Source organism: uncultured Stenotrophomonas sp., from assembly GCF_913778665.1.
Lineage (GTDB): Bacteria > Pseudomonadota > Gammaproteobacteria > Xanthomonadales > Xanthomonadaceae > Stenotrophomonas.
Map to the genome: position 1 here is coordinate 344,350 of NZ_CAJYVQ010000012.1, position 13,090 is coordinate 357,439.

Sequence of the window (13,090 nt, forward strand, 5' to 3'; positions counted from 1 at the left end):
TCCGTGGCACGCGACCGTTCGCCCCGCCGGGCGGCCGCTGCTCCGAAATCGCAACCGGTACGCCTCGGGCAGGCCCACGCTGCTCCCATCCCGGCAACACCCACCCGACGAAGGAGCAGACGATGAAGATCTTCCTGGCACTCTGGTATGCAATGAAGGCGCTGGCCCGGCTGGCGATGATCGGCATGGCGATGGCCGTGCTTGGCTCCGGTCCGGCCCATGCGGCGGCGGCCTCAGGCACCGGCAAGGTGCAGGTCGAGGTGGTCGGCAAGGGCCGCCCGCTGCTGATGATCCCCGGCCTCAACAGCAGCGCCGAGGTCTGGCGCGAGACCTGCCTGGCGCTGGAGAACGTGCAGTGCCACCTGGTGCAGCTGCCGGGCTTTGCCGGCGCAGCGCCCGCCGATCCGCGCCCGGCCGAGTTCCTGCCGGCGGTGCGCGGCCAGTTGCTGGCCTACCTGCACGACCAGCACCTGGGCCCGGTGGTGGTGATCGGCCACAGCCTCGGCGGCCTGCTGGGCCTGCAGATGGCGCAGGCCGAGCCGAAGGCGGTCAGCGCGCTGGTGGTGGTTGACGCATTGCCGTTCCTGCCGGCGGCACGCGACCCGAACGCCACCGCAGGCAGCGCGCGGCCAATGGCCGACCAGCTGCGCAAGGGCATGCTCGCCGCCGATGCCGCGCAGTGGCAGGCGCAGCTGAAAGCCGGCCTGCCGGGCATGACCCGTGATCCGCAGCGCCAGGCCGAGCTGGGCCGCTGGGGCGAGGGCAGTGACCGCCAGACCACTGCCGACGCCATGCACGGGGTGATGACCACCGACCTGCGTGACAGCATCGCCTCCGTCAGCGCACCGACGCTGGTACTGGGCAGCTGGGCCGGTTACCAGCCGATGGGCGGTACCGAAGAAAGCACCCGCGCGGTGTTCCAGGCGCAGTACGCGAAACTGCAGGGCGTGCAGATCGCGATGAGCGCGCAGGGGTTCCACTTCCTGATGTGGGATGATCCGCGCTGGCTGCAGCAGCAGGTGCAGCGTTTCCTCGCCACGCACCCCTGACCCTTGTCTGCCCTCCTGCCACCGCCGAGAGTCCGCATGGACGCCACCACCTCATCCCGCCGCTTCTGGACGCTCAATGCGCTGGCCTGGGCCGGCTACGCGATGTACGGGCTGTGGGCAGGGATGCGGATCGGCGGCGGCGTGGTGTTCAGCGGCATCGTGCTGATCACCGTCAGCGTAGCCGCCTGCCTGTGGATGTGCAGCGGCATGCTGCGCGCGGTGGCACTGCGCCAGCGCTGGTGGGAGGGGAGCCTGGGCAGCCTGGTGTTGAAACTGGCCGCCGGTGTGGTGGCCGGCGCCAGCGTCGCGCAGGTGGCAACTGCCGCGCTGCTGCTACCGGCGCTGGCACTGGGCTGGGTGCAGCTGCCCGGCGGCCACGCGGATTACCGGTGGTCTTCGCTGCTGGTGTACTGGATGAACACCGCGCTGTTCCTGCTGATGTGGACCGGACTGTGGGCCGGCCTGCATGGCCTGCGCCGGGCCCGCCACAGTGAGTTGGCGCGCCTGCGCGCCGAAGCCGAACGCAGCGCGCTGGAACGCGATGCACTGCGCGCACGGCTCAATCCGCACTTCGTGTTCAACGCGCTGAACAACCTGCGCGCGCTGATCCTGGAAGACCCCGAGCGCGCCCGCGACATGGTCACGCGCCTGTCGCGCACGCTGCGCCAAGCGCTGGCGCACAACCGCAGCGAGCAGGTCACGCTGGCCGAAGAACTGGCGGTGGTGGACGACTATCTGGCGATCGAAGCCATCCACTTCGAGCAGCGCCTGCAGGTAGCTCGGCGCATCGATGCTGACGCCCTGCAGGCGCAGTTGCCGGCGATGGTCCTGCAGCTGCTGGTGGAGAATGCGATCAAGCACGGCATTGCCAGCCGCCCCGGTGGTGGCGAGGTGCAGATCCAGGTCACGCTGGACAGCGATGTCTTGCGACTGCAGGTGGACAACCCGCTGGGCAACGCCAGCGAGCCTGCCGACGGGCATGGCGTCGGCCTGGCCTATCTGCGTGCGCAGCTCGGTTCGCGTGGCCGTTTCACCCTGCAGCCGATCGGCGACCGCATGCAGGCCCTTCTGGAGATTCCGCAATGAGTGGCGTACTGCGTGTGCTGATTGTCGATGACGCCCGGCTGGCGCGGCAGGAGCTGCGTACGCTGTTGACGGCGCTGCCATGGGTGCAGTGCGTGGGTGAGGCCGACGATGTGCCTGCCGCGCGCGAGGCGATCGCCACGCTGGCGCCGGACCTGGTGCTGCTGGACGTGCAGATGCCTTCCGGCAGTGGTTTCGATGTGCTGGACGGCCTGGAAACGGTGCCGGCGGTGGTGTTCGTCACTGCCTACGATACCTACGCCGTGCGCGCGTTCCAGGCCAATGCGCTGGATTATCTGGTGAAGCCTGTCGAGGCGCCACGCTTGCTGGAGGCGCTGGAGCGGGCGCGCCAGCGCGAGGCCGTGCAGGCCGAAGCGCCGCAGTCACGCAGTACGCTGGCCGCGCAGGACCAGGTGTTCGTGCGTGAGGGCGAACACTGCTGGTTCGTCGCGGTCTCCGAGATCCGCCGGCTGGTGGTGGATGGCAACTACACGCGGCTGTGGTTCCGCGACCAGAACGCCCTGCTGACCCGCAGCCTGAGCGCGCTGGAAGCACGCCTGCCGCAGGATCTGTTCTTCCGTGCCAACCGCAATACCCTGGTCAACCTGCGCCGCATCCGTGGCGTGACGCCCAGCATCGGCGATGGGTACGACCTGATGCTGGACGACGGCAGCGAGGTGGAGGTGTCGCGGCGGCAGGCGCGGGAACTGCGCGAGCGGATGGCGTTGTAGGGGCGGCCAGCGGTTACCCTGTGCGGTGGAATCCCTGATCACGCCCTGCCATGTCCATCGTCCTCACCGACTTCGCCCGCCCCCGCCTGTTCCCGCGCGTGCCGCGTGGCAACACCATCCAGGACTGCACCGCCGAGCAGTTCGAGGCCCACCTCAATGCGCATGCGCCGCTGAAGGTGCTCGATGGCTACGGGCCGTTCTGCAAGCTGTTCGTCTATGAGAACTGGACCAGCACGCGCTGCCTGACCGTACCGATCACCGAGACCAACCGCCATCAGCTGCGCAGTGGCTACGAGGCGCGTAATCGTGACGAACTGCCGGTGCTGGTGCGCTGGTTCGAAGGCGTGGAGTCCCCGCGTGCGAACTATCTGGTGGTGATCCTGTACAGCGCCGAGCAGCTGGCGAAGGAAGGTTCACCGATCGAGGCCGATTGGGGCATTGTCGGCTGCATCTACACCGCGGAACCGGAAGAGGTGCCGATGGCGCCGATCACGATGATGCGCAACGCACTGGGCGTGGAGGAGGGTGGGTCCGGCGTGCCGCTGGATCGCGAGGCTTACCGGCGCTCGGTGGCGTTCTGGGAGAACAACGCCAACTGGCGGCCCTGAGCCCACGCTGTGGCCGGACAGCCGGCATGCGAAGAGGGTAACGGCAGTGGAGCGCTACCATGGCGGTGAATCAACGCAGGGAGCACAGGGATGGATGTTCGACATTGGAGGCTGTTCGCGTGGGTCGCCGCAGGCCTGCTGGCCGCATGTGAAAGCTCGGCAGCAAAGTACGATGCAGGCGCAGCCTGTGGGTCCCTGTCCGACGTGACGCAGATCCGCGACGCGGGCGTGGGTTCACTGCAGGCGCAGGCAACCTCGGGGCGTTGCACGTTCCATGTGGAAGCGGATGACGCAGCAGCGCTTTCGCGTCAGCAGTCGTTGCTGCAGAGCGTGTCGGCGATCGCCTGTGCTGCGCCAGCCACCACCCGGCCTTCGCAAGGGGCTGCGGGCTTCGACCTGCAGATGCCTGCGCGTTGCCCGCTTTCCTCCAGCACGCCGTTGATTGCCCGGGAAGGAGGCTGGCACCAGCGGCGGCTCTCGTCGGTCCCGATGTATCCTGCGGCCGCCATGCGCGAGGCCCAGCAGGGTGGCGTCGAGCTGATGCTGCTGCTGGATGCACAGGGCAAGACCCAGGCGATCATTCTGTCGCGATCCAGTGGGTACCCACTGCTCGATGCGGCGGCGCTCAAGCACGCGCGCGACTGGCGCTATGAGCGTGAAGCGGCGGGCAAGGCGCCAAACATGAGCCTGATACGCGGAACGGTCACGTTCAAGCTCAACTAGGGCATCTGCAGGGCGGGCTCGGCCTTCCACTCCCACCAGCGGTAGTGGTACTCGCGCTCGGTCGCACTCCATGGCTGCGCGCAGCAGGTGCACGTCAGCCGGTAGCATTCGCCCCAGCCGTCCTCCGCTTCGCCCCGTGCACGCAGCTGCACGTGACCTTGTTCCAGCAGCGGCTCGGGGCTGAAGAACACATAGGAAGGGTAGAGCGCACACAGGCAGCCTTCGCGCGCCTGCCAGTAGCGCAGCCGTTGCAGGGCCGCCTTGAGGTGAGCCTGGTTGCTGATCAGCATGCCGCCAAGGGCGACGCCCTGGCAGCTGCGTTCAATCGTATTCACATGCGCGCTCAACGCCTCCAGGGATGCGGGAGTGAACAATCGGGCGACGTTGCGTGCGGCATCGGTGATGCGCGTGGCGTCGCGCGACAGCAGGTCCTGCAGCAGCACATCGGCCTGTGCATCGTCGAGCCGGGGAATCGGCGCAGCGGACCACGGCCAGCGCATCAACGTGCCTTGCCGATCGCGGCGTAGTGGCCGGCGGTCAGCCGTAGCAGGTCGGCCGGTGCCAGTTCCACTTCCAGGCCACGGCGTCCGGCGCTGACATGCAGCGCGGGCAGCGCTTCGGCACTGGCATCCAGGAACGTGCGCAGGCGCTTCTTCTGCCCCAGTGGGCTGATGCCGCCGACCAGGTAGCCGGTCGCGCGCTGCGCGGCGTCGGCGGCAGCCATCTCGCACTTCTTGCAGCCGGCGGCTTCGGCCAAGGACTTCAGGTCCAGCTGGCCGGCCACCGGCACGATCGCCACCAGCAGTTCGTGTGCCTCGGTGCTGGCCAGGAGGGTCTTGAACACCTGGGCCGGGTCGAGGCCGAGCTTGTCGACAGCTTCGCCGCCATATGATTCGGCGTGGGCGTCGTGCACATAGCTGCGCACGGTATGGGCGATCTTCTCGCGCTTGAGGAGGTTGATGGCCGGGGTCATGGCTGCATCGTAGCGCGTGTGGAACGCGTTGCCTTGACCGAGGCTACTGCGGTTGGATGCGCGATGCGCGGCGGCACGCCAACGTAGAACGGGCGCCCGAAGGCGCCCGTTCTGTCCGCATCCGTTGCTGGGACCAGAGCCCTTTCCTGCGGAAAGGGATCCGACCCCGGGCACGGCATCAGTAGCGGTAGTGGTCCGGCTTGAACGGGCCTTCCACCGGCACGCCGATGTAGTCGGCCTGTTCCTGGCTCAGCGTGGTCAGCTTCACGCCGATCTTCTCCAGGTGCAGGCGAGCCACTTCTTCGTCCAGCTTCTTCGGCAGCAGGTAGACCTTCTTCTCGTAGCTGTCCTTGTTCGCCCACAGGTCGATCTGGGCCAGGGTCTGGTTGGCGAAGCTGTTGGACATCACGAAGCTCGGGTGGCCGGTGGCGCAGCCCAGGTTCACCAGGCGGCCTTCGGCCAGCAGGAAGATCGCATTGCCGTTCGGGAAGATGTACTTGTCCACCTGCGGCTTGATGTTGACGTGCTTGATGCCGGCGAACGACACCAGCGCATCGACCTGGATCTCGTTGTCGAAGTGGCCGATGTTGCAGACGATGGCCTGGTCCTTCATCGCGCTCAGGTGCTCGATGCGGATGATGTCCTTGTTGCCGGTGGTGGTGACGTACAGGTCGGCACGGCCCAGGGTCGATTCGATGGTGTTGACTTCATAGCCTTCCATCGCCGCCTGCAGGGCGCAGATCGGGTCGATCTCGGTGACGATCACGCGCGCACCGTAGGCACGCAGCGAGGCGGCGCAGCCCTTGCCGACGTCGCCGTAACCGCAGACCACGGCCACCTTGCCGGCCAGCATCACGTCCATCGCGCGCTTCAGGCCGTCGGCCAGCGACTCGCGGCAGCCGTACAGGTTGTCGAACTTGCTCTTGGTGACCGAGTCGTTGACGTTGATCGCCGGGATCAGCAGGGTGCCGGCCTGGGCCAGCTGGTACAGGCGGTGCACGCCGGTGGTGGTCTCTTCGGAGACGCCCTTCCAGTCCTTGACCACGCGGCCCCAGTAACCCGGGCGCTCCTTGGCGACGCGCTTGAGCAGGTTCTTGATGACCTGTTCTTCGTGCGAGGACGAGGCGGTGTTGACCCAGTCACTGCCGTTTTCCAGTTCGTAGCCCTTGTGGATCAGCAGGGTCACGTCACCGCCGTCGTCCACCACCAGCTCCGGGCCGGTCAGGGTGCCGTCGGCCAAGGTGAAGGTCAGCGCGTCCAGGGTGCAGTCCCAGTACTCTTCCAGGGTCTCGCCCTTCCAGGCGAACACCGGGGTGCCGGTGGCGGCGATGGCGGCGGCAGCGTGGTCCTGGGTCGAGAAGATGTTGCACGAGGCCCAGCGCACGTCTGCGCCGATGTCCTTCAGGGTCTCGATCAGCACCGCGGTCTGGATGGTCATGTGCAGCGAACCGGTCACGCGCACGCCCTTCAGCGGCAGGCTGGCGGCATGCTTGCGGCGGATCGACATCAGGCCCGGCATTTCGTGCTCGGCGATGTCCAGTTCCTTCCGGCCCCAGTCGGCCAGCGTGATATCGCGGATCTTGTAATCACCTTCGGTGGAGAAGGTCTTGGCAACAGCGTTCATTCGTGTGCTCCGGTTGTGGACGAGCGGGTGCTCGCATCTAGCCGGGCGCCGTTGTTACAAAGCCACCTTACCGAGCCTGGCCGGGCCTCGTGGGATCCGGTCGCAGCGCCCCTCGGCAGGGGATAACCCCCATTATATCGCGGCGTCGGCATGGCGTCGGATGACCCAACCATCGGCAGATGGGATCGCGTGCACAGACTGTTAAGGTCGGTGTTTTCACGCATCACACAGGTGGAACGATGAGCATGCACATGCGCCGCAGGCGCCGCTGGACCGGCCTGGTCCTGTCGATGGGACTGCTGGCGGTGGCCCCGCTGGCCTGGGCGGGCGCCCCTCAGCCCGCTCCGGCGCAGGCGCAGGGCGTCACCGGTTACGAACTGCCTTCGGCCGCGCTGCAGGCGGTGGTCGATGCCCCGCGTGCGCCCTCGTTGTACCTGTCGCCACGCCGCGACGTGGCCGCGCTGATGCAGATGCCGTCGCTGCCGTCGATCCAGGTGGTGGCGCAGCCGGAACTGAAGCTGGCCGGCCTGCGCATCAACCCGCGCACGTTCTCCGACAGCCGATTCAGCTTCGGCGAGAAACTGTGGCTGATGAACGTGGCCGACGGCAAGGAACGGCAGATCAGCGGACTGCCGGCCAAGCTGTCGATCGCCAGTATGATGTGGTCGCCGGACCAGAAATGGCTGGCTTTCAACCAGGTCGACGCCGGCAGTGGCGCCAATGAACTGTGGCTGGTGGACGTGGCCGGTGGCAGTGCCCGTCGCTTGGCTGCCGGCCTGAACACGGTGATCGGCAGCGGCTACCAGTGGCTGCCGGACAGCCGCGGGCTGGTGGTGTTCACCCGCCCGGCCAACCTCGGTGCGGCCCCGGCCGCCGACGGCATTCCGACCGGTCCGGCCGTGCAGCAGACCAGCCAGGGCGGCGGCGTGGTGTCGATCCGTACCTACCAGGACCTGCTGAAGAACGAGGCCGACGCCCGCCAGTTCGATTACTACGCCACCACCCAGCCGATGGAAGTCGGCCTGGACGGCAGCACCCGCGCGATCGGCGCGGCCGGCATCTTCATGGGCTTCTCGGTGTCGCCCGATGGCCGCTTCGTGCTGCGCCAGCCGGTGCAGCGCCCGTATTCCTATGTGGTGCCGGTGAGCAGTTTCCCGCGCCGCATCGAAGTGATCGACCGTACCAGCGGCAAGCTGGTGCATACCGTGGCCGTGCGCCCGCTGGTGGAAGGCCTGCCGACCGGCAACGACGCTGAAGTGACCGGCGTGCGCGATATCAGCTGGCGGGGTGATGCCGATGCCACCCTGGTCTGGGCCGAGGCACAGGACGGTGGTGATCCGAACCGGGAGGCCAAGGTACGCGATGCGGTGCTGATGCAGGCCGCGCCGTTCGACAAGCCGCCGGTGACCCTGGCCCAGCTCGGCAGTCGCCTGGCCAGCATCAGCTGGGGCCGTGGCGACCTGGCGCTGCTGACCGAATCGTGGTGGAAGACCCGCAGGACCAAGACCTGGCTGATCGCTCCGGACAATGCCAACGCCGAAGCGCGCCTGCTGTGGGATCGCGATGCGCAGGACCGCTACGCCGATCCGGGACGTCCGCTGTTGTCCAGCGACGACCGAGGGCGCTCGCTGCTGCAGACCAGCCCGGATGGCAGCAGCCTGTACCTGGCCGGTGCCGGTGCTTCGCCGGAGGGCGACCGCCCGTTCGTGGACCGCTTCGACATTGCCAGTGGCAAGGCCACCCGTCTGTTCCACTCGCAGGCGCCGAGCTACGCCGCGCCGGTGGCACTGCTGGACGACGAGGGCAGCTCGCTGCTGCTGAGCCGTGAAAGCCCGGATGAGCCGGCCAACTTCTACGTGCAGTCGCTGGCCGATGCCGGTGCCGCACCGCGCGCGCTGACCCATTTCGCCCATCCGCTGCCGCAGCTGAAGGGCGTGCAGAAGGAGCAGATCCGCTACAAGCGCAAGGATGGCGTCGATCTGACCGCGACCCTGCTGTTGCCGCCGGGCTACGACCCCAAGCGCGACGGTCCGCGGCCGCTCCTGATGTGGGCCTACCCGGGCGAGTTCAAGAGCGCGGCTGCGGCCAGCCAGGTGACCGATTCGCCGTATCGCTTCAATGCGGTCAGCTACTGGGGCCCGCAGGCGTTCCTGGCCAAGGGCTACGTGGTGCTGGCCAGCCCGTCGATGCCGATCATCGGCGAGGGCGACAAGGAGCCGAACGACACCTACATCGAACAGCTGGTGGCCAACGCACAGGCGGCGGTGGATGAAGTGGTGCGGCGTGGCGTGACCGATCGCGACCACATCGCCATCGGTGGCCATTCCTACGGTGCGTTCATGACCGCCAACCTGCTGGCGCACACCCGCCTGTTCAAGGCCGGCATCGCGCGCAGCGGCGCATACAACCGCACGCTCACCCCGTTCGGTTTCCAGGCCGAGGAGCGTAACTACTGGCAGGCGCAGGACGTCTACCAGAAGATGGCGCCGTTCAACTACGCCGACAAGATCAAGGATCCGATCCTGTTCATCCACGGCGTGGACGACAACAACTCCGGCACGTTCCCGATCCAGAGCGAGCGCATGTTCGCCGCGGTGAAGGGCCTGGGTGGCACCGCGCGGCTGGTGATGCTGCCGAACGAATCGCATGCCTACCGCGCACGCGAATCGATCATGACCATGCTGGCCGAGAGCGAGCGCTGGCTGGAGCAGACCATCGGTCCGGCCGAGCAGGGAACGGCGAAGAAGAAGCGCTGATACCTGCATGAGGGCGGCCCCTGCAACGGGGGCCGCCATGACGCGACGGGGTAGCGTCGACTCTACCCCGCCGGTGTTTCCCGCACGGTGGTTCCAGTCTGTGTTTCCCCTCCGGTCACATCAGGCGATGCATGCAGATGAAACCATTTTGCATCGCAGCATGGTGCGCAATCTGGTTTAGGCTTGGGGCCTGGATCCGTTGACCGAGGCCCGTGCGTCGCCGATGAACGAGTACCGCAGCAGCATCGAATTTGCTTCCCCCGATCTTCCGCTTCGCGATGATGTGCGCCGGCTTGGCGCACTGGTCGGCGATCTGCTGGTGGAACAGGTCTCGGCCGCCTTCCTCGACGATGTCGAGGACGTGCGCACCCGCGCCATCGCCCGCCGCGAGAATCAGGCCCCGCTGTCCGAGCTGGCCGAAGGCCTGGCCGGGCGCACGCCGCAGCAGGCCGAGACCATGGTGCGGGCGTTCAGTACCTACTTCCAGGTGGTCAACATCGCCGAGCGCGTGCATCGGATCCGACGACGTCGCGACTACCAGCGCGCCGGTACCGCAGGGGCACAGCCCGATGGCCTGCAGGACGCGCTGCAGCACCTGAAGGCGCAGGGCGTAGGCCTGGACGAGCTGGCGCAGTGGTTGCCACGCATCGACATCGAACCGGTGTTCACCGCGCACCCAACCGAGGCGGTGCGCCGCGCGCTGCTGGAAAAAGAGCAGCTGATGGTGGCCAGCCTGGTGGACAACCTGGATGGCCAGCGCACACCGGGCGAGGCCGCTGCCGATGCCGCGCGCTTCCGCATGGCGCTGACCGCGTCGTGGCAGACCACCGATTCCTCACCGGTGCGGCCCACCGTGGATGACGAGCGCGAGCACGTCGGCTTCTATCTGGTGCAGGTGCTGTACCGGGTGATCCCGGTGCTGTACGAATCGCTGCAGCAGGCGCTGCGCGATACCTACGGCGAAGAACTGCCGCTGCCACGCCTGCTGCGTTTCGGCACGTGGGTAGGCGGTGACATGGACGGCAATCCTAATGTGGATGCCCACACCATCCGCAACACGCTGGATGCGCAGCGGCAGGCGGTGCTGGGGCGCTACCAGAAGGAACTGCTGCAGTTGGCCAGCCTGCTCAGCCAGTCGACCGAGCGGGTGGGCGTCAGTGATGCGCTGCAGGCACGTGTCGCGCATTACCAGCAGCTGCTGCCGCAGGTGCAGTCGCGCCCGCGCCACGCCGACATGCCGTACCGCCTGCTCAACGACCGCATGCGCGCGCGCCTGCAGGCCACCCTGGATGATGGCGAAGGCAACTACGCTGGCCCGGACGAGCTGATCGACGACCTGCAGCTGATCCTCGACAGCCTGCGCGCCAACCGTGGCGAGCACGCCGGTGGCTTTGCCGTGCAGCGCCTGCTGTGGCGGGTGAGGACTTTCGGCTTCCATCTGGCGCGGCTGGACGTGCGCCAGGAATCGAGCGTGCATGCGCGCGCGCTGGCCGCGGTGCTGGGCGAGCAGGCATGGCAGGCGCTGGATGCGCTGGGCCGCGCACGGCTGCTGAGCCCGCATGCCAGCGGTGAAACGGCATTGCCCAATGGCAATGACGAGGGCAACCAGCGCCTGGATGCGGTGTTCGCTGCACTGGCCGATGCGCGTGCGCGCCATGGCGGCGATGCACTGGGCAGCTACATCATCTCGATGGCGCATGACCGCAGCGATGTGCTGGCCGTGCTGGCGCTTGCACGACGCGGTGGTCTGGTGGGAGAGGGCGGCACGGTGCCGCTGGACATTGCGCCGCTGTTCGAAACGGTGGATGACCTCAAGCGTGGCACGGCCACCCTGCGTGACCTGCTGGCCGACCCGGTGTATCGCGCCCATCTGCGTGCGCGTGGCGACGTGCAGATGGTGATGCTGGGCTATTCGGACAGCAGCAAGGACGGCGGCATCGCCGCGTCACGCTGGGGCCTGCAGCGCGCGCAGGTGGAACTGCTGGAGGTGGCGGCCGAGGCCAGCATCCGGCTGACCTTTTTCCATGGCCGCGGCGGCTCGATCAGCCGTGGCGGTGGCAAGACCACGCACGCGGTCGATGCGTCGCCGCGCGGCAGCATTGATGGTCGGCTCAGGGTGACCGAGCAGGGCGAGGTGATCCATCGCAAGTACGGCATCCGCGCCCTGGCCCTGCGTTCTTTGGAACAGGCCACCGGTGCGGTGCTGCGTGCCAGCCTGCGCCCGCGCGCCGCCGAGCCGCGGGAGGACGATTGGCGTCCGGTGATGGATGTGGTGTCCGCTGCCAGCAGCGAGGTCTACCGTGGCTTCGTCGGCCAGGCCGGCTTCATGGACTACTTCCGCACCGCCACGCCGATCGACGTGATCGAACGGATGACGCTGGGCTCGCGGCCATCGCGTCGGCTTGGCCAGGACGCGGCCCTGGGCAACCTGCGTGCGATTCCCTGGGTATTTGCCTGGAGCCAGGCGCGTGCGGTCATCCCCGGCTGGTACGGTGTGGGCAGTGGCCTGCAGGCGGCAGTTGAGGCCGGCCACGAACAGACCTTACGCGATATGGCGCGTGACTGGCCGTTCTTCCGTACATTCCTGGACGACATTGCGATGGTGCTGTCCAAGGGCGATATCACCATCGCCGAACAGTTTTCGAAGCTGTCGGGCGAACTGCACGGGCGTTTCTTCCCGCAAGTACAGCGCGAGCTGGAACTGACCCGGCACTGGTTGCTGGCGTTGATGGACCAGAAGACACTGCTGGACCACGACGCGCGGCTGGCGCTGTCGATCCGCCTGCGCAATCCCTACGTCGATCCGATCAGCGTGCTGCAGGTGGACCTGCTACAGCGCTGGCGGGCCAGCGGGCGCGAAGACGAGGACCTGCTGCGCGCGCTGGTGGCGTGCGTGAACGGCGTTTCGCAGGGCGTGCAGAACACGGGGTGACCCGCATCCGCCGGGCATGACCCGGCGCCACCTGCCTCGGTGGGTGCGGAGCTTGCCCCGCACGCCCTCATTCCTCCGGCGAAGGCGGGTTCGACGCCAGCAGTTCCAGATGCCGCTGCTCCATTTCCTGGCGCAGCTGGCGGCGGATCTGTGCGGCGGCCTGGCGGCGCTTCTCGTCGGAGGTGGCCGGTTGCAGCGGCGGTACCGGCGTCGGCCGGCCTTCTTCGTCCACCGCCACCATCGTGAAGAAGCAGCTGTTGGCGTGGCGCACGCTGCGCTTGAGGATGTCCTCGGCCACCACCTTGATGCCGATCTCCATCGACGAGGTGCCGGTGTAGTTCACCGAGGCCAGGAAGGTGACCAGCTCGCCCACCGCGATCGGCTGGCGGAACATCACCTGGTCCACCGACAGGGTGACCACGTAGCTGCCGGCATAGCGGCTGGCGCAGGCATACGCCACCTGGTCGAGCAGGCGCAGCACGGCGCCGCCATGGACCTTGCCGGAGAAATTGGCCATGTCCGGCGACATCAGCACGGTCATGGACAGCTGGTGGGATTTGAGTTCGGTCGACATGCGCCGATTGTATCGGGCGCGCAACGCCCTTGTAGAG

At 67.5% G+C, this 13,090-nt stretch carries 11 protein-coding genes and 1 riboswitch; of the genes, 7 read left to right on the top strand and 4 right to left on the bottom strand.

Annotation, left to right across the window (positions count from 1 at the left end; genetic code table 11):
* Positions 1–122 precede the first annotated feature (122 nt).
* From QZ853_RS19215 to QZ853_RS19235, 5 genes are all read left to right on the top strand, one after another.
* On the top strand, positions 123–1,049 hold the full coding sequence (locus QZ853_RS19215; RefSeq protein ID WP_295578146.1) for an alpha/beta hydrolase: 927 nt from the start codon (positions 123–125) through the stop codon (positions 1,047–1,049).
* A gap of 36 nt (positions 1,050–1,085) precedes the next feature.
* A complete protein-coding gene (locus QZ853_RS19220; RefSeq protein ID WP_286070968.1) occupies positions 1,086–2,135 on the top strand; it encodes a histidine kinase in 1,050 nt (349 codons plus the stop codon).
* Entirely contained in the window at positions 2,132–2,863 is a 732-nt protein-coding gene (locus tag QZ853_RS19225; protein WP_295578190.1) for a LytTR family DNA-binding domain-containing protein, read from the top strand. The genes QZ853_RS19220 and QZ853_RS19225 overlap by 4 nt, the downstream gene beginning before the upstream one ends.
* Before the next feature lie 50 nt (positions 2,864–2,913).
* Positions 2,914–3,471: a DUF3228 family protein gene (locus QZ853_RS19230; protein ID WP_295578203.1), complete on the top strand. Its 558-nt coding sequence runs from the start codon at positions 2,914–2,916 to the stop codon at positions 3,469–3,471.
* 204 nt (positions 3,472–3,675) lie between these two features.
* Positions 3,676–4,194: an energy transducer TonB gene (locus QZ853_RS19235; protein ID WP_295578215.1), complete on the top strand. Its 519-nt coding sequence runs from the start codon at positions 3,676–3,678 to the stop codon at positions 4,192–4,194.
* Here the strand turns inward: QZ853_RS19235 and QZ853_RS19240 are convergent.
* The 3 genes from QZ853_RS19240 to ahcY form a co-directional block, all read right to left on the bottom strand.
* Entirely contained in the window at positions 4,191–4,694 is a 504-nt protein-coding gene (locus QZ853_RS19240; RefSeq protein WP_295578228.1) for a hypothetical protein, read from the bottom strand. The genes QZ853_RS19235 and QZ853_RS19240 overlap by 4 nt on opposite strands.
* Entirely contained in the window at positions 4,694–5,167 is a 474-nt protein-coding gene (ybaK, locus tag QZ853_RS19245) for a Cys-tRNA(Pro) deacylase (protein WP_295578231.1), read from the bottom strand. Before ybaK ends, QZ853_RS19240 begins: the two co-directional genes overlap by 1 nt.
* Positions 5,168–5,345: 178 nt before the next feature.
* Positions 5,346–6,791 (bottom strand): adenosylhomocysteinase, encoded by a 1,446-nt coding sequence (gene ahcY / locus QZ853_RS19250; protein WP_049451423.1) that lies wholly within the window; start codon positions 6,789–6,791, stop codon positions 5,346–5,348.
* A gap of 36 nt (positions 6,792–6,827) precedes the next feature.
* A riboswitch (S-adenosyl-L-homocysteine riboswitch) is annotated at positions 6,828–6,911 on the bottom strand.
* A 119-nt stretch (positions 6,912–7,030) separates the two neighbouring features.
* Here ahcY and QZ853_RS19255 point away from each other — a divergent pair.
* Positions 7,031–9,547 (top strand): prolyl oligopeptidase family serine peptidase, encoded by a 2,517-nt coding sequence (locus tag QZ853_RS19255; protein WP_295578238.1) that lies wholly within the window; start codon positions 7,031–7,033, stop codon positions 9,545–9,547.
* Between the two features lie 223 nt (positions 9,548–9,770).
* A complete protein-coding gene (gene ppc, locus QZ853_RS19260) occupies positions 9,771–12,479 on the top strand; it encodes a phosphoenolpyruvate carboxylase (RefSeq protein WP_295579016.1) in 2,709 nt (902 codons plus the stop codon).
* Positions 12,480–12,546: 67 nt separating this feature from the next.
* Here the strand turns inward: ppc and QZ853_RS19265 are convergent, their stop codons facing one another.
* Complete coding sequence (locus tag QZ853_RS19265) at positions 12,547–13,053, bottom strand: acyl-CoA thioesterase (protein WP_295578241.1); 507 nt, start codon at positions 13,051–13,053, stop codon at positions 12,547–12,549.
* Positions 13,054–13,090 lie beyond the last annotated feature (37 nt).